The organism is Candidatus Sulfotelmatobacter sp., from assembly GCA_035504415.1.
Lineage (GTDB): Bacteria > Vulcanimicrobiota > Vulcanimicrobiia > Vulcanimicrobiales > Vulcanimicrobiaceae > Vulcanimicrobium.
The window spans coordinates 1-22,174 of the sequence record DATJRY010000020.1 but is presented as its reverse complement, the minus strand read 5'-3'; the positions used below and the strand labels follow the sequence as shown (position 1 = coordinate 22,174).

Below are 22,174 nucleotides of genomic sequence, written 5' to 3'. Positions count from 1 at the left end.
GGTTACACGCGCTCGAAGATGGTGGCGATGCCTTGGCCCATGCCGATGCACATGGTAGCCAAGCCGTAGCGGCCGCCGCGGCGACGCAGCTCGTGCAGCAGCGTCGTCGTGATGCGCGCGCCGCTGCACCCCAGCGGGTGGCCGAGCGCGATCGCGCCGCCGTTGACGTTGACTTTCTCCGGATCGAGCTTCAGCTCGCGCACGCAGGCGACGCTCTGCGCCGCGAACGCCTCGTTCAGCTCGGCCAGGTCGAGATCGTCTGCGGTGAGCTTCGCCCGCGCGAGCGCCTTCTTCGTCGCGCCGATCGGGCCGATCCCCATGATGCTCGGGTCGACGCCGAACGTCGCCGAGGTCACGAAGCGCGCCATCGGCGTCCAACCGTACTTCTGCAGCGCTTCCACGCTGCACACCAGCAGCGCCGACGCGCCGTCGTTGAGCGGCGAGGAATTGCCGGCCGTCACCGTCCCACCCTCGCGGAACGCGGGCCGCAGCTTGGCCAGTCCTTCGAGCGTCGTGTCGGCGCGCGGCGGTTCGTCGGCGCTGACCTCGTAGCTCTTCTTCCCTTGCTCGACGGTGACCGGGACCATCTCGTCGGCGAACTTGCCGGCGGCGTTGGCGGCCTGATAGCGCATCTGGCTGGCGTAGGCGAAACGGTCCTGATCGTCGCGCGACACGTTGAACTGCACCGCGACGTTCTCGGCCGTCTCGCCCAGCGCGATCGGCGGGTACATCGCCGCCAGCCGCGGGTTGATCATGCGGTTGCCGAGCGTCGAGTCGTGGATCTCGGGCGCACGGTCGTACGCCTTCTCGGCCTTGAGGATGACGAAGGGCGCGCGCGACATCGACTCGGCGCCGCCGGCGATGGCGACGTCGACGACGCCGGCGGCGATCGCATGGTAGGCGCTGTTGAGCGCTTGTAATCCGCTCCCGCACAAGCGGTTGAGGGTCGTTCCGGGGACGGTCGTCGGCAGCCCCGCCAGCAGCGTCGCCATGCGGCCGACGTTGCGGCAATCCTCACCGGCTTGGTTCGCGGCGCCCCAGAAGACGTCGTCGATCACCGACGGGTCGACGCCGGTGCGCTCGACGAGCGCGCGGATCGCCCGCGCGCTCAGATCGTCGGGACGGACAGAGGCGAGCGCGCCCGCGTACCGCCCCATGGGCGTGCGCAGCGCGTCGACGACGAAAGCTTCACTCACCCGCTTTCGTTACGTCGCGCGCCGCGCACCGGCCTACGTTAGACCCAGTGGCCGGGGACCCACTGGCGGCCGTACTGGCTGTAGCGCCAGTGGCCCGGGACCCAGTGCGCGCCCGGGCGGGCGACGATATAGTTGCCGCCGATCCACACCCACGCGCCGCCGCGCCAGGCGTAGTGGCCGCCTTCCCAGACGTAACCGTGACGGTATGGATGTGCTTCGTACCGCGGCGGTGGCGGGTTGCCGTGCCACCACTGCGCCGACGCAGCGCCGGCACTCGCCGCCACCGCCGTCGCGGAGAGCAGGAGCGCGGCAAGCATGCGCCGGCCATGTGCAATCATCATCGTGATATCGATACCTCCGAAGTGGTAAAGAGAGCAGACAGGAGAACGATATCCCGAAAACGGCTCCGCTATGCGTCGTCGTCGCGCGAGCGCGCCCGTTTTCACGGGCCGTTCATCTCGCGGATCAGGCGACCTCGAAGCGCTCCAGCCTGGCGATTCCCAGCCGGTCGGCCATCGCGTCGATGCCTTCCCACACCTTGGGATCGATCGGTACGCCCTCGCGGCGGTAGCGCTCGGTGAACACGCGTTCCGGCTCGCCGGCCGTCTGCACCCGTTCGACGCCGGCGACCGGCGTGCTGTTCTCGAACGTCGCCAGCTCGCGCTCCATGTCGCGCGCGAACGCGAGCGGGTCGCGCACCGCGTCGATGCGGAACGCGCCGAAGAAGTGGCCGGTGTGACCGCCGTGCAGCCCGTCTTCCGGCGTGTTGAGCGCGTTGCCGAACACGCCGCCCGAGAGCACGCCGCACAGGATCTCGACCAGCGCGCCCAGCCCATAGCCTTTATGGCCGCCGTGATCGACGCCGAAGCCGCCCAGCGGCAGGATCGCGCCGCGCGTCTTCGCCAGCGTCGGATCGAGCGTCTCGGTGCCGTCGGGACCGACCGCCCAGCCGGGCTTGAGCTGCTTGCCCTTGCGCTCGCTGACCTCGAGCCGGCCGTACGTGATGCCGGTGGTCGCCATGTCGAGCACGTACGGCGGATGGTTGCCGGCCGGGATCGCGACCGCGATCGGATTGGTGCCGGTCGTCTTGTCGCGGCCGTAGGTCGGCACCGCGAGGTGCGTCGAGTTCGTCATCGAGAGGCCGATCAGGCCCTCTTCCTCGAGCGCCATCATCGCGTAGTACGCCGCGATGCCGTAGTGGTTGGAGTGGCTGACGGTCGCGAACGCGATGCCGTTCTCCTTGGCCTTGCGCAGCGCGGCGCGCATCGCGTGCTTGCCGGCCGGATGCCCGAGACCGTTGCCGGCGTCCATCGCGAACTGCGCCGGCCGGTCGCACAGCACCGTGTACTCCGGCCGCGCCCGGACGACGCCCGCCTCGATGCGCTTGACGTAGAACAAATCGAGCCGCGCGATGCCGTGCGATTCGACGCCGCGCACGTCGGCGGCGACCAGCACGTCGGCGACGTCGCGCGCGTCGCTCTCCGAGACGCCGACGGCGGCGAGCGACGCGCGGATGAACGCGTGCTCGGCCGCCTCGTGCGTGCGGATCTTGGAAGGTTCCTCGCCGATCATCCCGGCGTTACTTGACGAGCGTGAACTTCTGGCCCTTCACCTGCGTGAGCACCAGCGAGTCCTCCGCCAGCCCGTTGTGATCGGTGGGCGTGATGCGGTAGAGCCCCGAGACGCCGTCGTAGGTGGTGTGCTCGATCGCGTCGCGCAGCTTGGCCGGGTCGCTCGTATGAGCGCGCTCGAGCGCCGACTTGAGGATCTCGACCGCGTCGTACCCGAAGCCGCCGAAGATGCTGATCGGCAGATCCTTCGGATACGCTTTCGAGAACGCGGCGATGTAGTGATCGAGGATCTTCTTTTGCGGATCGCTCGCCGGCAGCAGCTCGGCGACGTTGACCTTGGTGCTGGCGATGAACGCGCCGTCGATCCCCGGTCCCGCTTGCTGCAAGAACGCACCGTTCGCGGCGCCGTCGGAGAAGTAGATCGGCGGCGTCAGCCCCAGCTCGCGGTAGCCCTTCATGATCACGGTCACCGAGGGCAGCGTGCTCCACACGACGGTGGCTTGCGGGTTCGCGGCCTTGACGTGGGTGAGCTGCGTGGTCGCGTCGCTGGCTCTGGCGTCGATCGCCTGCGGATCGAGGACCGTCATCGACGAGCCGGCCGCGTCCTCGAAGTGCTGCAGCCCGGTCTTGCCGTAGTCGTCGTTGCGGTAGACGAAGCCGACCTTCGTCTCGTTGTGGCGCTTCATGTAGCTCTGCATCATCTTGGCGACGATCGTGTCGGTGATCGGCATCTTGAAGACCCACTTGTGGTCGGCGACCGGCTCGATGATCTGCGCGCTCGACGCCAGCGAGATCATCGGAATCCCGGCGTCCTGCACGTCCTTGACCATCGCCATCGAGGTCTGCGTCAGCGACGAGCCGATGATCGCGATCACGTGCTGCCCGAGCAGCTGGCGCACCTCGTTGACGGCCGTGGTCGGATCCGACTGGTCGTCGAGGATGGTGACCTTGAGCGGATGGCCGTCGACGCCGCCGGCGGCGTTGATCTCGTCGACCGCCATTTGGATGCTGTCGGCCTCGGGCCGCCCGAGCGACGCGCCCGGACCGCTCTCTGAGACCGCCGCGCCGATCAGGTACGGCGTTCCGGCCGCGGCCACCACGCGGGGCGGCGCCGCCGCCGTGAACAGCAGGCCCACACCCAGCGTTAGCGCGCCAAGACGCGCGTCGGTCATACGCATCGCAAAAAGACCTCCGGGACGGATGATGTGGCGGCGTTCTTCTGCAAGCGGCGCCGGAGGCCTCGGAAGAAATCTACGCGCCGGTCAACTCCGCGACGACGCGGCCCAGGAGCCGGTCGGCTTCGTACTCGTCCAGCTTCGCCCGGTCGTAGCACAGGGCCAACCAACACGATCCCTCGACGATTGCGCCGGGCGCCAGGATCAGCGGCTCGCCGGGCGCGACCAGCGGAAACGCCAGCAGCGTCCCGGTCGCGCCGACGTTGGTCACGCTGGCCGCCGCGCCGCCGACGTCGAGCGCCGTCAGCGTTCCGCTGCGCGCGCGCTGGCCCAGATCGGCGATGCGCACGCCCAGATCGTGCAGCGAGGCGTCCCGCGCATCGGGAACCACCGGCACGACCAGACCGTCCGGGATCTCGATCGCGACCCCGATGCGGTCGGCGTCCAGCGCGCGCGCCAGGGCGCGCACGAAGAACGCCGTCCAGGTGACGCCGTGCCGGTCGATGCCGCGCAGGTCGACCAGTCGCGCGCACGAGCCCTGCGCGATCGTCGCGCGCGCTTCGGTCATCCGCTCGGCGATGCGGCGGCGGATCGGCGAGAGCCCGTTCGCGCTCGCGACCGGCGGCGCCGAGGGGGGCGTCGCGGGCGTCATCGGCGCGCTCGTTGCCCCGCTCGCGGCCGACTCGCCCGGCGCGGTGACGCGCGCCAGCACCTGACCGACCTCGGCATGTTCGCCTTCGGCGACCAGGATCTCGGCCAGCACGCCGGTATACGGCGACTCGACGTCGGTGTTGACCTTGTCCGTCTCGACCGCGAACAACGGCTCGCCCTTGCGCACGTTCTCGCCCGGCCGCTTGTACCACGCGGAGACGACGCCCTCGACGAGCGTGTCGGCGAGACGCGGGAACTCAACCTGCACGAACGGCCTCCGGAGATCGACGGCGCTCGAGCGCCGCCTTGAACGCAGCGAGGAATCGGCCGACGAGCGCGCCGTCGACCGCGCGGTGATCGACCGCGCACGTCACGAAAGCCCGTCCGCCGCGCACCGCGCCGATCCGAACCGCGGCGGTTTGGCCGGGGCGAACGAACGGCACCGCGAGATCGGCCCCGGACGCTCCGTAGTCGATCAGCGTGATCGTGCCGCCGCCGCGCGCCGGCGCCGTCGGCCCCAGATCGAGGTCGACGATCACCTCGTCGTGCTCGACGATCCCGGTCCACGAGAACGTCGCGTTGAGGCGCGGGAACGCGCGGCAGGCGTCGACCAACGCGTCGACGGCGCGGCGCAGATGCTCCTCGGGGAGCGCGACTTCGATCGTGCTGGACGCTTGCGGAATGCCGGGATCGTAGGCGGCGCGCGCGCTCGCGCGCGACGGCCGCGCGTCCATCAGCCGCACCACCGCCGCGTGGACCGTCTGCCGGTTGGGCAGCACCGCGTCCTCGAGGACGTCGTCGACCGGGATGCCGGGGATGTCGGGCATCGCGACCCGCACCGGCGGGACGTCGAGCACGTCGGCCTCGGCCGCGATCGCGCACAGCTCCGCGCCCAACCCCATCGTGAGCGTGTCCTCGTGGACGACGCACAGCCGCCGCGTCTTGCGCAGCGAGGTGAGAATCGTCTCGCGGTCGAGCGGAAGCAGCGTGCGCAAGTCGACGACCTCGACGTCGATCCCTTCGGCGGCCAGCGTCTCCGCCGCGGCCAGCGATTCGTGCAGCATCATCCCGTAGGCCAAGATCGTCGCGTCGCGCCCTTCGCGCGCGACGTGCGCGACGCCGATCGGCACGACGTAATCGCCGTCGGGCACCGGGCCGCGGATGGCGCGGTACGTGCGCTTGTGCTCGAGCACCAGCACCGGGTCGGGATCGCGGATCGCCGCCAGCAGCAGTCCCTTGGCGTCGGCCGGCGTCGCGGGCGCGACGACCTTGAGCCCCGGCGCGTGCGCGTAGTACGCCTCCACGCTCTGCGAGTGGTACGGCCCGCCGCGGAAGCCGCCGCCGTAGGCGGTGCGCATCACCATCGGCACCGACCAGTCGCCGCCGGTACGCCACCGGATCTTCGCCGCTTCGCCGACCAGATGGTCCATGCACGCGTGGATGAAGTCGGCGAATTGGATCTCGGCGACCGGACGCAGCCCGCGCATCGCCATGCCGACCGCGATGCCCGCGATGGCGGTCTCCGACATCGGCATGTCGATGACGCGCTCGGCACCGAAACGCTCGTACAGCCCGTCGGTGGCGCGGAAGACGCCGCCCAGCTTGCCCACGTCCTCGCCGAACACGACCACGCGCTCGTCGCGCGCCATCTCCTCGCCGAGCGCTTCGCGCACGGCCTCGATGATCGTCAGCTCACGCATAGGCGTGCTCCGCGACGGTGGCCGGATCGCCGAGCGGCTGGGCCTCCGCCCACTCGGCGGCGTCGTCGGCCGCCGCCGCGGCCTCGGCGTCGGCACGGTCGGCGAACGCGGGGTCGACCAGCGCGCGTGCGCGCACGAGCGGGTCGAGCGTGGCGCGCGCGGCGCTGACCTCGGCCGGATCGCGGTAGCGCGTGTCGTCGTCGTTCGAGGTGTTGGGAAGAAAACGCACGCAGGCGGCGTCGATCAGCGAGGGGCCTTCGCCGGCGCGGGCGCGCGCGACGGCGGTGCCGGCCGCGGCGAACATCGCCTCGAGGTCCATGCCGTCCACCGCGTGCCCCGGCATCCCGTAGCCGGCGGCGCGCTCGACCAGCGTCTCGGTCGCGTACTCGTCGGCGCGCTTGACCGACTGCGTCCAGCCGTTGCGATGGATCACGAACACGACCGGCAAGCGGTGGACGACGGCCAGGTTCATCGACTCGTGGACCTCGCCTTTCTGCGCCCCGCCGTCACCGAACGCCACCACCGAAACGCTGCCGTCGCCCAGCAGCTTTGAGGCCCAGGCGCAGCCGACGCCGTGCGTGCAGTGGTTGGGCTGCGGTCCTTGCTGCGAGAGCACGTGCAGCCGCCGCGAGCCGAAGTGCGCGTACGGCTGGCGCCCGCGCGCGTTCGGATCGGACGGGCGCGAGAAAAAGCACAGCATCACCTCGCGCGGCTGCATGCCGAGCACGAGCAGCGCGGCCAGGTCGCGGTAGTGCGGCGAGAGCCAATCCAGCCCCGGCTGCAGCGCCAGCGCGTAGCCGATGCCGATCGCTTCGTGGCCGCTGCACGGCACGGCGAAGTGGGCACGGCCCGCGCGCGCGAGCCGCCACATCCGTTCGTCGAGTGCCCGCGCGAGGGAGAACGCGCGGTACGCACGCTCCCGCTCGGCTTGGGTCATACCGTACCTCCGGCGGCTCGGGCGAAGCCCGAACGCGACGGGTTCGCCGAAAGGCGAACCCACTAATGAACGATGGTGAACTTGCCGTGCTGGATCTGCGAGACGAGCACGTCGCTCTCGGAGAGTCCGTAGTGCTGGCTGGGCGAGAAGCGGAACGTCCCCGAGACGCCGACGAAGGTCGTGTGCTCGAACTGGTCGCGCAGCGTCGCCGCCGTGACGTTCTTGCCGTTCAGCTTCTCGAGCGCGGCCTTGAGGAAGCCGACGCCGTCGTAGCCCCAGGTGCCGAAGATGCTGACCGGCGCGTCCTTCGGATACCCGGCGTCGAACGCGGCGATGTAGTGGTCGAGCGGCCTCTTCGTGGGGTCGCCCTCGGGCAGCTGGTCGGCGACGTTGACCTTCATCGTCGCGATGTACGTCCCGTCGATCGCCGGCCCCGCCTGCTTGGGGAACACGCCCGTCGCGGCGCCGTCGGAGTAGTAGAGCGGCATCGTCAAGCCCAGCTCGCGGAAGCCGCGCAGGATGACGTTGGCCGACGGCAGCGTCGTCCAGCAGATCAGCGCCTGCGGGTTGGCGGCCTTGACGTGCGTGAGCTGCGTCGTCGCGTCGCCGGCGGTCGCGTCGATCGCGTCGCTCGAGACCTCGGTGAAGCCCTCGGCCTTCCCGGCCTCCAGGAAGTGCGCGCGCCCGGTCTTGCCGTAGTCGTCGTTGCGGTAGATGAACGAGACCTTGGTCTGGCCGTGCTTCTTCATGTAGGCCTGCATCGCTTTGGCGACTTCGGTGTCGTTGATCGGGATCTTGAAGATCCACTTGTGCTGGTCGACCGGCGTGACGACGCTCGCGCTCGATGCGAACGACACCAGCGGGATCTGCGCCTTTTGCGCCTCGTCGACGAGCGCGAGCGACGTGGGCGTGAGCGGCGTACCGAAGATCGCGATCGGGTGATCGTCCTCGAGCTTGCGGAAGTCGTTGACCGCCGTCGTCGCGTCGGACTGATCGTCGAGGATCGTCAGCTTGATCTGGCGGCCCGCGATCCCGCCCGCCTTGTTGATGTCGTCGACGGCCAGCTGCATGCTGTCCGCCTCGGGGCGCCCGAGCGTCGCACCCGGCCCGCTCTCGGAGAGGATGGCGCCGATGACGTACGGTTCACCGGCCGCGGCGACGGGCCGGCTCGGTGCGACCGAGCAGATCAGCGCGAGACCGAGTGCGCCCGCGGCGAGACGAAGGGACGAACGCATGCTATTTCCTCCTACAACTCCAGGTAGACGCGCCGGGCCGAGCGCGCCAGCTCGTCCGACGATTCGGTGCCGACGACGCGGCCACGCTGCATCATGTACGCGCGCGAACAGATCTTGGCGGCCAGTCGCAAATTCTGCTCGACGAGCAGGATCGTGACGCCGCGCTCGGCGAGTCGCGCGAGCGCGCCGAAGTTCTCCGCGCGCACTTTGGGCGCGAGACCGAGGCTCGGCTCGTCGAGCAGCAGCAGCTCCGGCTTCGCCATCAGCGCGCGGCCGATCGCGACCATCTGCTGCTCGCCGCCCGAGAGCGAACCGGCCAGCGCGTCGATGTAGCGCCGCAGCGCGGGAAACAGCTCGAGCACGTCGGCCACGTCGGCCGCCAGCTCCGCCCGCGACGCGCGCCGCGAATACGCGCCTAGCATCAGGTTCTCGCGCACCGTCAGCGGCGCGAAGATTCCGCGCCGCTCCGGCACCAGGGCGACGCGCCGTTTCGCCATCGCCCGCGGCGCGTTGCCCGTGACGTCCTCGCCGCGCACGCGCACGCTGCCGGCGAACGGCGGGATCAAGCCGGTGATCGAGCCGACCAGCGTCGTCTTGCCGGCGCCGTTGGGACCGACCAGCGCGACCGTCTCGCCGCGGCCGACCTGCAGGCTGACGTCCCACAGCACCTGCACGCGCCCGCGCGTCGTCGAGACGTTCTCGACCTGCAGGACCGGCGCGTCGTCGTTCATTCGAGCTCGTCTCCGAGGTAGGCGTCGATCACCACCGGATCGGCCGCGATCGCCTTGGGGTCGCCCTGCGCGATCGTGCGCCCGTGGTCGAGCACGACGACGCGGTCGGCCACGCCGAGCAGCTCGCCCACCGCGTGCTCGACCAGCAGCACCGCGATGCCGTCGGCCCGCGCGGCACGCACGGCGCGGATGACGTCGGCGATCTCGTCGGGGTTGAGCCCGGAGAGCGGCTCGTCGAGCAGCAGCACGCGCGGGCCCATCGCCAGCGCGCGCGTCATCTCCAGCAGCCGCTCTTCGCCGAACGCCAGCGACTCGGTGACGCGATCGCCCATGTGTGCGATCCCGGCCGCGGCCAGCAGCGCATCGGCCTGTTCGCGCAACGCTTCGTCGCGCGCGCGCCGTCCGGGCAAACCCAGCCCGCTGGGCACCAGCCCGTGCACCGGCGGCGGCGGATAGACGCGGCCCGTCTCGCGCGCGGCCAGCGCGACGGCGACGCTCTCGCGCACCGTCAGCCCCCAGAACATCACCGGCGTTTGGAACGTACGCGTCACGCCGTGGCCGGCGACGCGGTCGACGCTCATCCCCGTCAGCACCGTGCCGTCGAGCTCCACGCTGCCGGCGGTCGGGCGCTGCACGCCGCTGATGACGTTGAAGAGCGTCGTCTTGCCGGCGCCGTTGGGCCCCATGACGCCCAGCACTTCGCCGCCGCGCGCGGTAAAGGCGACGTCGTCGACCGCGACGACGCCGCCGAAGCGCATCGTCACGCCGCGCACCGCGAGCGTCGCGGTCGACGCGGGCGCGCCGGCCGTCACGCGCGGCGCGCCGCTCGTCCGAGCAGCCCCTGCGGTCGCAGCACGAGCACGATCACCAGGATCAGAAAGCCGATGCCTTCTTCCCATCCGGTCGAGAGCAAACCGCCGGCGACGTTCTCGACGATGCCGAGCACGAAACCGCCCAGCAACGCGCCCGGCAGGCTGTCCAGTCCGCCCAGCACCGCGGCGACGAAGCCGGCCAAGCCCAGGTTGAGTCCCATGTCGAAGGTCGGGCTCTGGATCGGCGCGATGACCACGCCGCCCAGTCCGCCGATCGCCGCCGCGACGACGAAGCTCCAGAACGCGAACGCGCGCAGCGGGATGCCGAAGGTCGAAGCGATCGGCGGGTTCGCGACCGCCGCGCGCACCGCCGTCCCCGCGTAGGTGTGCCGGAAGAACAGGTACAGCCCCGCGAACACGACGAGGTCGGTCGCGAGCACCCACGGCGCTTGCGGCGGCAACACGCCGCCGAAGATGGTGATCGCCGTCCCGCTGCTGAACGCGTTCAAGCTGAGCGGGTTGGTGCCCCAGACGAACAGGCCGGCACCGCGTATCGCGACGTCGAGACCGAGCGTGATGAAGATCAGCGTCACCCCGGTCGCCTTCGCCGCCGGTCGAATCGCCAGCAGATAGCAGAGCGCGCCGACCACGGCGGCGGCCAGCACGGCCAGCAGCGCGGCCAGCGGCAACGGCATCCCGGCCGCGGCCAGCGAGGCCGCCGTCATCGCGCCGATCATGGTGAACTCGCCCTGCGCGAAATTGATGATCCCGGTCACCTGATAGATCAGCACGAAGCCGGCCGCGACCAGCGCGTAGATCGCGCCGACGACGACGCCGGCCAGCACGTATTGCCAGATCGAGGACAGCAGCACTCAGGCCCGGCCTTCCGCGAGGCGGCCGGCGATACCGCGCGGCAAAAGGATCAGCATCGCGACCAAGATGATTCCGAGGAAGAACTGCTGGAAGTCGCCGCGCGCGCTGGGCAGCACCAGCGGGACGACGGCCTGCAGCACTTGGCCGAGCGCGACGACGACGGCGGCGCCGATCACCGCGCCCCACAGCGAGCGGATCCCGCCGATCACCGACATCAGCACGAACTGTACCGAGAGCAGAAAGCCGAACTGCGTCGGATCGATGTACGACTGGTACGAGGCGTAGATGCCGCCGGCGACGCCGGCGTAGACGGCGGAGAGCACGAACGTCTGGCGGCGCAGCCGTTCCGCGTCCACGCCCAGCGCTTGCGCGCCCAGCTCGCCCGCGGAGACCGCGATCAGCGCGCGCCCGAAGCTCGAACGCACGAGATTGCCGGCGAACCAGACGCCGATCGCGAGCACCGCGAACGCCAGCACCGCATAGTCGCGCAGTCCGAAGAGGTGCGGGCCGAGCGCGAAGCCGGGGATGCCTTTGATCCCCGAGGTGCCCCCGAGATAGTCCCACTGACTGAAGACGACGCCGATGACGATCCCCAGCGCGAGCGTCGCGAGCGCCAGCAAGTTTTCGCGCAGGCGCAACGCGACGAAGCTGAGCGCGTAGGCGACGACCGCCGCGAGGATCGCCCCGACGATGGTGCCGATCCACGGCGAGACGCCGTAGCGCGTGGCCAGCACCGCCGAGCCGTACGCGCCGATGCCGAAGAACGCGGCCTGTCCGAGCGAGACCTGTCCGGCGTAGCCCATGAACAGGTTGAGCCCGATCGTCACCAGGCTGTAGAGCCCGACCAGCGCGATCAGCCCCGTGTAGTACGGCGGCAACAGCCACGCCGCCACGGCGACGACGAGCAGCAGGAGCACACCGATGCGACCGTAAGCGGTCGAGCGCAACAACATTCCTGCGCCTCGATTCTCAGCGGGCAGGCACGCAACTCCTTGTCACGCGCGCCGCGTGCGTGGCCGAATGGTCCGAAGGCCGCGAATCGGCCCTGCCGAAAGGCAACGCAATGTCAACCGCCTCGCTGACCCGCCGCTGGGACCTGCGCGGCGTCTCGTTGATGGCGTTCGCCCACGGCGCGAGCGACCTGTACTCGGGCGTGTTGCCGTTCGTGCTCTTCTACGACGTCGCGCGCGCCGGCTTACCGGCGTGGTGTCAGGGCGCGCTCGCCTTCGCCTGGTATCTGACCAGCTCCGTCGCCCAGCCGCTGGTCGGCGCGTACAGCGACCGTCGCGGGCGGTGGTGGTTCTTGCCGGCGTCGGTCGCGCTGACGGCGGTCGCCGTCTCGGCCGCCGCGGCGACGGCGTCGATGGCGGTGCTGGTGGCGTGCGTCGTGCTGGGCGGCCTCGGCTCGGCCGTCATGCACCCCGAGGCGGGCCGCTATTCGGCGCTGCTGGGCGGGACGCGGCGGGCCTCGGCGATCTCGATCTACCAGATCGGCGGCCAGGTCGGCTACGGGATCGGCCCGATCGTCGCGGCCGTGCTGCTGGCGCACGCCGGCGGCGGCGCGGCGGTCGCGATGGCGGTGCCGGGCGTGCTCGCCGCGCTCGGCGTGGCGGCGCTGATGCCGGCCTTCGCCCGCGACGCCGACGCGGTCGCGCCGCGCCACACCGCCCGCTTCTCGTTCGGGCAGGTCGACCACGTCGCCATCGGCTTCCTGGTCGCCAGCACGGCGCTGCGCTACCTGACGGCCGCCGCGTTCGCGTTCTACTTGCCGAACTTGCTCAGCGCGCGCGGCCTGCCGCTGACGGCCAGCGGCGCGATCGTCACCGCCTTCCTGATCGCGGCGGCGCTCGGGCTCTACGCCGGCGGCGCCGGCGCCGACCGCTTCGGCGCGCGCCGCGTGGCGGTGCTCGGGCTGCTCCTCTCGGTGCCCCCGTTGCTGGCCGGCCTGGCCCTCCACGGTGCGCCGGCGGTGGTGGCCCTGCTGATCGGCTCGGCGCTGCTGGCCGTCCAGAACGCGCCCGGGGTCACCCTGGCCCAGGAGCTGCTGCCCCGGCACCTGGGGACGGCGCTCGGTCTGATGAACGGGGTGGCCTTCGGGATCGGCTCGCTGGGGGTCGCCCTGATCGGGGTCGTGGTCACCCGCGCCGGCGCCGACGCGGCGCTCACCCTGGCCGCCCTGGCGCCGCTGCCCGCGGCGCTGGCCTATCTGGTCCTGCGGCCACGCTCCCCGCAGGAGGAACCTCGCCGGGACGCGTAGCCCCGCGGACCTTTTGTGAGTGCAGGAGGGCAGCCGATGGATGACATCGCGCGCCTCAGGAACATCGCCATCGTCGGACCGCACCATGCGGGCAAGACGACGCTGGTCGAAGCGCTGCTCGCACATTGCGGGGCGATTCCCCGCAGGGGATCCGTCCGCGACGGGACGACGATCACCGACTGCGAGCCCGAAGCGATCGACCACCTCCAATCCGTGTGCTGCGGCTTCGCGCACGCCGCATGCGGACCCGTCGACCTGACGCTGGTCGACACGCCCGGCTTCGTCGACTTCTTCGGGGAGACGAAGACCGTGCTGGCCGCGGTCGACGCGGCGGTGGTCGTGCTCGATGCCGACCCCGACCGCGTGGCGCAGACCGCCGCGATCGTAGACTACTTGGAGATGCGGAAGATGCCGCATCTCTTTTTCGTCAACAAGGCCGATCGGCCGGGCGCCGACTTCGCGGGCACGCTGGCGGCGCTGCGCGCCGCGTACGGACCGCACGTCGTCGCGACCCACCTGCCGCTGGGCGGCGGCGAGAAGTTCGGCGGCTACGTCGATCTCGCCACCCGCAAAGCCTATCTCGACGGCGACGCGCGCGTCTCGGAGATCGACGTCCCGGCGCAAATGCACGACCTGGTCGAAGCGCAGCGCACGACGCTGCTCGAAGCGCTGGCCGATTTCGACGACGCGCTGATGGAAGAGCTGCTCGACGGGAAAGAACCGCCGCAGGACGAGATCGATCGCGACCTGTGCGAGGACTGCTCGCACGATCAGATCGTTCCGGTGCTGGTCGGCAGCGCGCAGGAGAACGTCGGCGTCGCACCGCTGGTCGACGCCGTCGCGCGCCTGTTTCCCTCGCCGCAGACCGAGCCGCGCCACGACGTCGACGGCCGCGTGGTCGAGCCGCGCGCCGACGCGCCCGTCGTCGCGCAGGTGTGCAAGACCATCAACCACCCGCAGCAGGGAAAGCTCTCCGTCGTGCGCGTGTTCAGCGGCACGATCACCGCGCAGAGCGCGCTGGTCGACGCCTCGCGCGGCAACGCGACGGTCCGCTTGAGCGGGATCGTGCGGCTGTTCGGCAAGCGGCAAGAGCCGGTCACCGCGGCCGGCCCGGGCTCGATCGTCGCGTTGGCGCGGCTGGAGAACGTCGGCACCGGCGACACGCTGAGCTCGCCCAACGCCGGCGTGCTGATGCCGACCGTCCCCCTCGCCGAGCCGTCGTTCGCGGTCGCGATCGCGCCGGCGCAGCGGCTCGACGAAGCGAAGCTCTCGCAAGCGCTGGCGCGGCTCATCGACGAGGACCCGGCGCTGCGCGTGGGGCGCGCCGAGTTCACCAACGAGCTGCAACTGCTGGGCAACGGGGAAGTGCACGTCGCGACCGCGACGGAGCGGCTGGCGCGCAAGTACAACGTCGACGTCAAGACCAACCCGCCGGCGGTCGCCTATCGCGAGACGATTCGCGGCGGCACCGAGGTGCACGCGCGCTACAAGCACCAAACCGGCGGCCACGGCCAGTTCGCCGACGTCAAGCTGCGCTTCGAGCCGCGCGCGCGCGGCAGCGGCGTGACCTTCGAGGAGAAGATCGTCGGCGGCGTGGTGCCGCGGCAGTTCTTCCCCGCGGTCGAGAAAGGCGTGCGCGAAGCGCTCGCGAGCGGCGGCCCGCACGGGTATCCCGTCACCGACCTGCACGTCACGCTGTTCGACGGCTCCTTCCACAGCGTCGATTCGAGCGAAGCCTCGTTCAAGATCGCGGCGGGGATGGCCGTGCGCGATGCGCTCGAGAAGCTCGGCACGCAGGTGCTCGAACCGCTCGCCCGCGTCGAAACGCAGGTTCCCTCCGCGTCGCTGTCCGGTGCGGTCGCGCAGCTGACGGCCAAGCGCGGCCAGATCCTCGGCTTCGAGCCGGGCGAGAAACCGGGCTGGGACCGCGTGCTGGCGCTGGTCCCGCAAGCGGAGCTCGGGCGGTATGCCACCGAGCTGCGGACGGCGACCGTCGGCTTGGGGACCTTCACCGCGAAGCACGAGCGCTTCGAGTTCGTCCCCGAGCGCAACCCGACCGGCGTGTAGTGGCCGCGGCCGGAGGGACGGCGAGCGTTCCGTCTCTCCGGCCTGCGGAACCGAAAGGGGCTCCGGTGACGTAGCGGGTACGGACGCTACCACCACTTTTCCCGGAGAACGCCCGCTTGCGTATCAGCTCAGTTTTCACGCGCAGTGCCGTCCTGGTCGGTGCCGCGCTGGCCCTGGCCGGCTGCGGCGGCGCGGGCCTCGACTACGGGACGCAGTCGATCAGCACCACCGCATGCCAAGGCTTCACGCCGGCGCTCGTCTCGCCGGCGAGCGGCGACCAGACCGTCTCGACCACGATCAGCTCGGTCGAGATGTCGGTCTCGCCGAGCACCAGCGGACCCGCCGAGACGCCGTCGGGATACCAGTTGATCATCGAGAACGCCAGCACCGGGGCCGAGGTCGCGGCCGTCACGCTCGCGGCGACCTCGCCGCCTTCCGGAGCGCCGGCGAACACGACGTACCTGATGGGAACGCTCTCCGTGACGCTCACCGCGAACACCGAGTACGACGTCTCGCTCTACAACACGGCGTCGACGTGCGAGAACAAGTCGTTCGCGAGCTTCAAGACCGGCTCGTCATAGCTCAGCCGCGGACGCGCTGCGCGAACGCCGCCAGCGCGTCCCCCGTCGGTGCCGGCGCCTCCATCATCGGGACGTGCCCGACGCCGTCGAGCTCGACGTAGTCGGCACCCATCGCGTCGGCCAGGCCCCGCAGCGTGGCCGTGGTCAGGTAGTAGTCCTGCGCGCCCGCGATGACCAGCGCGGGAACGTCGACGTCGGCGAGCAGATCCTCGCCGCTCACCCGCGCCTGCATACCGCGCACGAGCTGCGCGCAGCCGGCCGGGTTCTGGCGCGCCATCAGGGCGCGTAGCCGTTCGACCAGCTCCGGCTGCCGCTCGTAGCGCGGCGGCGCGAGATAGCGCGGCAGATAGCTCGCGATCGCGGGCTCCATCGTGCCGCCCGTCTCGAGCTCGCGCGCGAGCGCATCGCGTCCGCTCGCGAGCGTGCGCTGCTCGGCGCTCGACGTGGCGGCCGCGCTGCCGGCGGCGTCGGCGGCGACGTGGCTGGCGACCAGCGAGAGCCCCGCCACGCGTTCGGCGTACATGCGGAAGAACGCCATCATGACGTAGCCGCCGATCGAGTGGCCGACCAGCGCCGCGCGCTCGACGTCGAGCCGGTCGAGCAGCGCGGCGACGTCGCCCGCCAGTTGTTCCATCAGCGCCGGACCCTCGCTGGGCTCCGATTCGCCGCAGCCGCGCACGTCGATCCGCACGACGCGCGTGCCGGCCAGCGCGCCGGCGACGTCGTCCCAGACGGTGCGATCGAGCGGGAAGCCGTGCAGCAGCACCAGCGGCGTGCCGCGACCGCCGGAATCGTCGTAGCCGATCCGGCGGCCGTCCACGGTGGCCTGCATCAGAAGTTCTGCGGGGTCAGCTTGGCGTCGGGATTGACGTCGGTGAAGGCCTCGTCGATGCAGACCGCCTCGCCGCAGTAGGTCAGCCGGCGCACCGGCAGGTGCGTCGTCTGCGAGAGGAAGATCGTGCGCTTCGTCGCGCCGTTCGCATCGGTGTACGGGAACGTCACCGTGTCGACGGTCGCACCTTGGTAGCTCGCCGTGCCGAGCGTGAGCGAGCTGGCCGCGGTGACGTCGTCGGCCATGTTCTGAAACGAGCCGTCGGTGATCGTGCCGCCGCGCAGATCGACCGCGCGGCCGTCGTGGATGCCGACCGTCAAGTGGATGCCGCTGAGAAAACCGCCCTGATGCCCGCTGACCGTGTCGCCGCCGGTCCAGACGGCGCCGCCGCCGCGGCCCGGACCGCCGGTGATGTCGATGCGCGCGTAGTGCGGCTTGAGATACGCGTAGTGATAGGTGCGGTCCTGAGTGTCCGTGCCCTTCGTCTCGTGGACCTTGAAGTTGCACGTGTAGCTCTGGATCTTGCCCCACGCGTCGAGGAACGCCGCCGCCGGCCCGCTGGTCGGCGCCGCGCCCAAGAGCGCGACGCCGGCGGCGCAAGCAGCAGCGATCAGCTGCGTACGTGCTATCGTCATTTCACCGTCTTTCGGAGGTGCGCGGAACCCGACACGCCGTTGCCCGGCGCGTACGGGTCGGTGGCGTAGATGGTCGAGACGTTGACCTCGGGGATCGACATCCCGTACGCCGAGTCGATCTTGTCGATGAACAGGTTCGCCAGCACGGCGTAGCCCGTGTTCGACGGATGCAAGCCGTCCAGACTGAAGAATCCGCCGCCGTAGATCAGCGAGCAGCAGGCCGGCGGATTGACCGGCAGGCCGCCGGCCTGCTCGATCTGGACGAACGCGGTGTGCATGTCGACCAGTGCGGCGTCCGTCGCCGAGGCGGCGGCGGCGATCGACGCGTTGTAGGCCGTGTTGAGGGTCTCCACCTCGGTCGCCACCGCGTCGGGAACGACGTCGCCGGCGGGAATCGTCGGCGCGACCGGCGTCGCCTGGGTTTGGATCTGGGTCAGCGCCGTCTGCAGCGTCGCGAACAACGCGTTGATGGTGAAGTAGCCCGCGTTGCCCAAGCCGGTCTGCGCGATCTCTTGCTGCGCGTACGCGGTCGCGTACTGGTTCGCGATCCCTTGCGCGACGGAGGCCGGGATGGTCGGGTTCTCTTCTTCGATCCCGCGCAGGATGAACAGCGCGAGCTCGTTCTGATAGCTCAGCTGCGAGGGATTGCTGGGCGTCACCGGGATGAACGTCGCCGCGCCCATCACGTCGACCAGGTTGGCGACGGCGACCTTCGAGCCCGCGGCTTGGAGCTGCTTGATGATCGCGGTGATGTCGGCCTGGATCGACGCCGGCGCGGTGACCGGGGCCGCGCCGTCCGAGAGCGCGAACTTGAGCAGGTCGTTGCTGCCCAGCCACACGGTGGCCAGCTGCGCGTGCAGCGAGGCCGCCGCCTCGACCTGGGTGACGCCCTGGCCGAAGCCGGCGAGGATCGGCCAGAAGATCTGGCTCTCACCGTTGACCAGCGCGTTGAGGTCGACGAACGACGCCGGCGAGTTCGACGCGTTGACGCTGCAGTTTCCGGTCGGGCCGACCATGTAGAGCGCTTCGTGCGTCGTCTGGCCCGGGATCCCGACGTCCCACGGGTTGAGCGCGGGGTTCTCGCGCAGCGAGAGCGCGGTGCTGAACGTGTTGGCCGCGATCTGGTGCGCGTCGCACGGCGTGGTGATGCCGCTGTAGGGGAATCCCGCCGCCGTCGGCGCGAGGATCGAGCCCAGTCCCGGCGGCGTGAGCAGCGGCAACGGCGAGGTCGCCGGGTTGCTCATCGTCGTGATGTCGACGCCGTTGGCCTGTTCCCAGAGCAGCGCGAAGAAGCCGTGCTCCTGCGTGCGCTGCACCGGACCGATCTGGCCGAGCGGCGAGGTCGCCTCGATGATCGGGAGATCGGCGCCCATCGTACCGTCCGACTGTTCGCCGGCGGTCAAACTGTCGCCGACGCCGGCGATGGTCACGGTGCCGCTGGCCGTCGAGCCGACGTGGGCCGGCGGCAGCAGCGCGTTGGTGGTGCTCTTGCCGCCGCCGCCGCCGGAACAGGCGGCGAGGACGGCCACGGCCGCGAGCACGGCGGCGACACGGAGATGATGCATCACAGCGGAATTACCGTGGGAGAGCCGATGCCCAGCTGGAGCTGGATCTCGGCGGCGTGGAGGCCGGCGATCGTCGGCGCGACGAGGCTCGGCGTACAGGGCAACCGTTGGCAGGTCAGGCTGGTGATGCCCCACTGCCCGGTGTTCGACGCGCCGCCTTCGAGCCACGTCCACTGCGTGTAGAGCCACGGCGTGAACCGGTGCGAGAGGCCGAACACGAAGGTCGGCGTGTACTGCGGATACGGATCGACGGGGTCGTACTGCACCAGCCGCGAGGGCTGGAAGAAGATCGTCGTCTTGGGGCTGGCGCGGTACTCGAGATAGAGCAATCCGAAGAATTGCGGATGGTTCGTCTGGTTCACGCCCGCCGGGTGGACCAGCCACTGCGCCGCGCCGGTGATCGTCCCGAACATGCGCGGCGTGGAGAGGAACGGGATGGTGAGCGGCAACAGCCACTCTTGCTCGGTGCGCAGGTGCAGCGTGGTCGGGTAGCCGTCGTATTCGACGGTCTCGACGTCGCTCTGACCGAGCCCGCCGATCGACGCCCAGTGCGCCAGGTACGTGGGCGAGATCACAATCGGGAGCGGTCCGGCCATGATCAAGTTCTGATCGACGGCGGTGAATATCTTGTCTTTCGTCGTGACGTCGACCAGTCCGGTGTTGGCGTTGCCGAGCGACGCGCCGGGCAGATTGGTGCCCGGGCCGGTGTAGCCTTGGAGGTACAGCGGCACGTTGACGTTGCTGAAGCCGACCGGGACTTGCTGGATCTCGTAGTAGCCCAGCTGCAGGCGATTGGTCCGCGAGAACGCGTAGCCGATGCCCGCGTCCATCCCGCCCGGGTCGCCGGCGTTGTAGCCGAGCCGGCCTTCCGGGAACGCCGCTGAAACGTCGACGTTATAGGTAAGGCCTTGCGGCAGAGACGGCTTGCGCAGTGGTTGCTGCGGGCTGCCGACGGGGTTCGCTTGCGCGACCGTCGGGTGCTCGTCGAGCATCGCGCGTTCCAGCGCGGCGTTGGCGGATTCGAGTAATCCGGCGTTGAGGGCGGCGGCCTCCGTCGTGTCGGCGCGCGCCGAAAGCGGCGCTAGAGCGACGGCGACGCACGCGAGGGCGCACCCGAGCGCCGACATACGTCTTTTCATGAACCCGGCCGTTGCGACATCCGCAGCAAGGTTCCTGTACCCCGCGCGACGGCGTCCGGCGACGTTGCGCGGCACACGGCCGCAACGACGTCACCGGGCGGAGCTCCTGCTAAAAGTTGCACGAATCGCCGATGAATGGTATAAGGTAGGCAACTCCCGCCGGCGGCGTATCCGCCGGTCTCCGCGCGCCCGTCGGGTGACCGCGGGCGCAAGAAAGGACACGGTCACGATCAATGGCCGATACCACGGCTGCGCCGAAGAAGAAAACGCGCAAGAAATCAACGCGCAAAGCTGCGCCGCGCAAGAAGGCTGCCCGCAAGGCGGCTCCGCGTAAGGCGACCGCGCGCAAGAAGACCACCCGGAAGAAGGCGGCCCGCAAGACCTCGGCTCGCAAGAGCACGAGCCGCAAGAAGACCACCCGCAAGAAGTCCACGCGTAAGGCGGCTCCTCGCAAGAAGTCGTCGACCCGCAAGAGCACGAGCAAGAAGAGCGCGTCCCGCAAGGGCGCCAAGAAGGTCGTGCGCAAGGCCACGCGCCGGAAGGCCACGCGCCGCAAGACGACGCGCCGCAAAAAGGCCGCCTGAGTCCCTGATCATCACGGAGACGGAGCGCGTCGCGAGGAAGCTCGCGGCGCGCTCCGTCGTTTCCGAGGTTGCGATGTACCTGGATCAGCTGCCCGATCTCTCCCGCGCCAAGCTCGTGCGCGCCCACGCGCGCGGCGTCGCGATCCGCGACGGTGCCCGCGCCGTTGCCGTCGCCTTCGTCGCCGACGGCTCGCTGCTGCCGGCCGACACCCTGGTGCGCTTCGACGTCACCCAGGGCGAGGATCCGCCACGGCGGCTCGCCGACGCGCTGGCCGCGACCGCCGCGCGCACCGTCTGGTTCTACGGCGGCGACGAGGTGACGCGCCGTGCGGTGAGCGCGATGGACCTGGTGCTCCGCCCGGTCGGGGCGACGTTCGTGCGCCGCATGGACGCCGCGCGCGTCGCACAGGTCGGGTTCCGGCCGCCCTCGCAACGCGATCGCTTGACGCTGCCCGACCTGCAGCGCGACCACGCGCCGGCCTTCCGCGCGCCGCTGATCGAGGTCGCCGAGATCGGCGGCGAGAGCGTCGCGCTGGTCCTGAGCGAGGCGCTCGACGCGCACTGGACCGAGCTGCGCCTGGTCGTCTATCCGCCGCACCGCGGCCACGGCTATGCGTCGGTGGTGTTGGCCGCCGCGGCCGACCGCGCCGAGGCGACCGGCAAGCGCGTCTGCGCCGCGATCGAGACCGTCGCCGGCCGCGAGCGAGCGGCGCTCGAGAGCGCGGGCTTCCGGCTGGCCGACTACTACTTCACCGCGAGCCGCGCGCCGAAGCCCTAGCCCGCGCCGTCAGCGGATCGCGTAGGTCACCGTCTCGGTGACGTTGACCGCGGCCGTGAGCGTGGTTAGGTTGAAGTTCGTCTGGCCGGCGCTCATCACGCTCCCGGGGTCGATGGTCGGACAGCCGCCGCTCTCGTCGACGGCGACGATGGCGCCGAGGCTGACCTGGCTCGCGGCGGCGAGTGCCTCGGCTTTGCGGCGCGCGTCCGCCATCGCGTTCTCGCGAGCGGGCTGTTCGAAGTTCGTCGCACACCCGACCAGCGGCGGGGTGAAGCGGATGTTGTCGATGGTCGTCCCCGGGTGCGTGCGCACGAAGTCGGCCGCGGCCGCCCGCACCTGATCGAGCCGCAGCGGCGAGACGTCGTGGATCATCCCGCGCACCGCCGTCGGCGCGTTCGGAAAGACGGCCGAACCTTCGCTGCCGATCGAGACGTTATCGATGCCGGCGGCCTCGAGCGCGGCGCGAATCGACTGCTCGTCGGCGGTCCCGCGCACCAACGCGACGAACCAGAGCTGCTGCACCCTCACGGTCACCGTGCCGTGACCGGTGACGGTGATCCCGGCCGGCGGATGCTGCGAGATCGGCAGCCGAGCCTGCGCAACGGCCGCGGCCGGAACGACCGCGGCCAACGCCGCGAATACCAACGCCTTCACCATACGCGCTCGCTTCGTGGGTCCGTGCGAGCACTCCGGTTCGACTAGCGGTTTCGCTACTTGAAGGGACGCACCGGCGGTGCGACCGCCTCGCGCGGGATCGTGCGCAGCAGCTTGGGCTCGAAGCCGGTCCCGGCCGGCTCGAGCTTGGCCACGAACATCGGCTGGAGCAGCGCGTGGTCGGCGGCGCGCACCACCTCC

General features: G+C 70.5%; 22 protein-coding genes. 5 read left to right on the top strand and 17 right to left on the bottom strand.

Annotated elements, in window-relative coordinates:
* Positions 1-2: 2 nt before the first annotated feature.
* From VMD91_17565 to VMD91_17510, 12 genes are all read right to left on the bottom strand, one after another.
* A complete protein-coding gene (locus VMD91_17565) occupies positions 3-1,196 on the bottom strand; it encodes a thiolase family protein (GenBank protein HTW85882.1) in 1,194 nt (397 codons plus the stop codon).
* A gap of 38 nt (positions 1,197-1,234) precedes the next feature.
* Positions 1,235-1,513 carry a hypothetical protein gene (locus VMD91_17560; protein ID HTW85881.1) on the bottom strand — a complete coding sequence of 93 codons (279 nt, stop codon included), beginning with the start codon at positions 1,511-1,513 and terminating at the stop codon, positions 1,235-1,237.
* A gap of 148 nt (positions 1,514-1,661) precedes the next feature.
* Complete coding sequence (locus tag VMD91_17555) at positions 1,662-2,768, bottom strand: Ldh family oxidoreductase (protein HTW85880.1); 1,107 nt, start codon at positions 2,766-2,768, stop codon at positions 1,662-1,664.
* Positions 2,769-2,775: 7 nt separating this feature from the next.
* Positions 2,776-3,939: an ABC transporter substrate-binding protein gene (locus tag VMD91_17550; protein HTW85879.1), complete on the bottom strand. Its 1,164-nt coding sequence runs from the start codon at positions 3,937-3,939 to the stop codon at positions 2,776-2,778.
* 79 nt (positions 3,940-4,018) lie between these two features.
* Positions 4,019-4,861 carry a 2-oxo acid dehydrogenase subunit E2 gene (locus VMD91_17545; protein ID HTW85878.1) on the bottom strand — a complete coding sequence of 281 codons (843 nt, stop codon included), beginning with the start codon at positions 4,859-4,861 and terminating at the stop codon, positions 4,019-4,021.
* Positions 4,851-6,293, bottom strand: coding sequence for a pyruvate dehydrogenase complex E1 component subunit beta (locus tag VMD91_17540; GenBank protein HTW85877.1), 1,443 nt, complete (start codon positions 6,291-6,293; stop codon positions 4,851-4,853). Before VMD91_17540 ends, VMD91_17545 begins: the two co-directional genes overlap by 11 nt.
* The gene (locus VMD91_17535; GenBank protein ID HTW85876.1) at positions 6,286-7,230 is read right to left on the bottom strand and encodes a thiamine pyrophosphate-dependent dehydrogenase E1 component subunit alpha; all 945 of its coding nucleotides are present in this window, start codon (positions 7,228-7,230) and stop codon (positions 6,286-6,288) included. The genes VMD91_17540 and VMD91_17535 overlap by 8 nt, the downstream gene beginning before the upstream one ends.
* Positions 7,231-7,292: 62 nt before the next feature.
* Positions 7,293-8,465 (bottom strand): ABC transporter substrate-binding protein, encoded by a 1,173-nt coding sequence (locus VMD91_17530; GenBank protein HTW85875.1) that lies wholly within the window; start codon positions 8,463-8,465, stop codon positions 7,293-7,295.
* An 11-nt stretch (positions 8,466-8,476) separates the two neighbouring features.
* The gene (locus VMD91_17525; GenBank protein HTW85874.1) at positions 8,477-9,196 is read right to left on the bottom strand and encodes an ABC transporter ATP-binding protein; all 720 of its coding nucleotides are present in this window, start codon (positions 9,194-9,196) and stop codon (positions 8,477-8,479) included.
* The gene (locus tag VMD91_17520; GenBank protein ID HTW85873.1) at positions 9,193-10,008 is read right to left on the bottom strand and encodes an ABC transporter ATP-binding protein; all 816 of its coding nucleotides are present in this window, start codon (positions 10,006-10,008) and stop codon (positions 9,193-9,195) included. Before VMD91_17520 ends, VMD91_17525 begins: the two co-directional genes overlap by 4 nt.
* Entirely contained in the window at positions 10,005-10,880 is an 876-nt protein-coding gene (locus VMD91_17515) for a branched-chain amino acid ABC transporter permease (protein HTW85872.1), read from the bottom strand. Before VMD91_17515 ends, VMD91_17520 begins: the two co-directional genes overlap by 4 nt.
* Positions 10,881-11,798: a branched-chain amino acid ABC transporter permease gene (locus VMD91_17510; protein HTW85871.1), complete on the bottom strand. Its 918-nt coding sequence runs from the start codon at positions 11,796-11,798 to the stop codon at positions 10,881-10,883.
* Positions 11,799-11,944: 146 nt separating this feature from the next.
* On the opposite strand from VMD91_17510, the gene VMD91_17505 reads away from it, so the two are divergent.
* The 3 genes from VMD91_17505 (at position 11,945) to VMD91_17495 (ending at position 15,786) form a co-directional block, all read left to right on the top strand.
* A complete protein-coding gene (locus VMD91_17505; GenBank protein ID HTW85870.1) occupies positions 11,945-13,138 on the top strand; it encodes an MFS transporter in 1,194 nt (397 codons plus the stop codon).
* A 36-nt stretch (positions 13,139-13,174) separates the two neighbouring features.
* Complete coding sequence (locus tag VMD91_17500) at positions 13,175-15,205, top strand: elongation factor G (protein HTW85869.1); 2,031 nt, start codon at positions 13,175-13,177, stop codon at positions 15,203-15,205.
* Between the two features lie 116 nt (positions 15,206-15,321).
* Positions 15,322-15,786 carry a hypothetical protein gene (locus VMD91_17495; protein ID HTW85868.1) on the top strand — a complete coding sequence of 155 codons (465 nt, stop codon included), beginning with the start codon at positions 15,322-15,324 and terminating at the stop codon, positions 15,784-15,786.
* A 1-nt stretch (position 15,787) separates the two neighbouring features.
* On the opposite strand, the gene VMD91_17490 is transcribed toward VMD91_17495, so the two are convergent.
* From VMD91_17490 to VMD91_17475, 4 genes are read right to left on the bottom strand one after another with little or no spacing between them, the layout of a single operon-like run.
* Positions 15,788-16,618 carry an alpha/beta hydrolase gene (locus VMD91_17490; protein ID HTW85867.1) on the bottom strand — a complete coding sequence of 277 codons (831 nt, stop codon included), beginning with the start codon at positions 16,616-16,618 and terminating at the stop codon, positions 15,788-15,790.
* Positions 16,618-17,253, bottom strand: coding sequence for a hypothetical protein (locus VMD91_17485; GenBank protein ID HTW85866.1), 636 nt, complete (start codon positions 17,251-17,253; stop codon positions 16,618-16,620). Before VMD91_17485 ends, VMD91_17490 begins: the two co-directional genes overlap by 1 nt.
* The gene (locus tag VMD91_17480) at positions 17,250-18,818 is read right to left on the bottom strand and encodes a hypothetical protein (protein ID HTW85865.1); all 1,569 of its coding nucleotides are present in this window, start codon (positions 18,816-18,818) and stop codon (positions 17,250-17,252) included. Before VMD91_17480 ends, VMD91_17485 begins: the two co-directional genes overlap by 4 nt.
* Positions 18,818-19,957 carry a hypothetical protein gene (locus VMD91_17475; GenBank protein ID HTW85864.1) on the bottom strand — a complete coding sequence of 380 codons (1,140 nt, stop codon included), beginning with the start codon at positions 19,955-19,957 and terminating at the stop codon, positions 18,818-18,820. Before VMD91_17475 ends, VMD91_17480 begins: the two co-directional genes overlap by 1 nt.
* Before the next feature lie 233 nt (positions 19,958-20,190).
* Here VMD91_17475 and VMD91_17470 point away from each other — a divergent pair, with 233 nt between their 5' ends.
* Together VMD91_17470 and VMD91_17465 are read left to right on the top strand one after the other, a co-directional pair.
* A complete protein-coding gene (locus VMD91_17470; GenBank protein ID HTW85863.1) occupies positions 20,191-20,541 on the top strand; it encodes a hypothetical protein in 351 nt (116 codons plus the stop codon).
* Positions 20,542-20,614: 73 nt separating this feature from the next.
* The gene (locus tag VMD91_17465; GenBank protein HTW85862.1) at positions 20,615-21,319 is read left to right on the top strand and encodes a GNAT family N-acetyltransferase; all 705 of its coding nucleotides are present in this window, start codon (positions 20,615-20,617) and stop codon (positions 21,317-21,319) included.
* Between the two features lie 9 nt (positions 21,320-21,328).
* Here the strand turns inward: VMD91_17465 and VMD91_17460 are convergent, their stop codons facing one another.
* A complete protein-coding gene (locus VMD91_17460) occupies positions 21,329-21,973 on the bottom strand; it encodes an SIMPL domain-containing protein (protein HTW85861.1) in 645 nt (214 codons plus the stop codon).
* Positions 21,974-22,174: the final 201 nt, after the last annotated feature.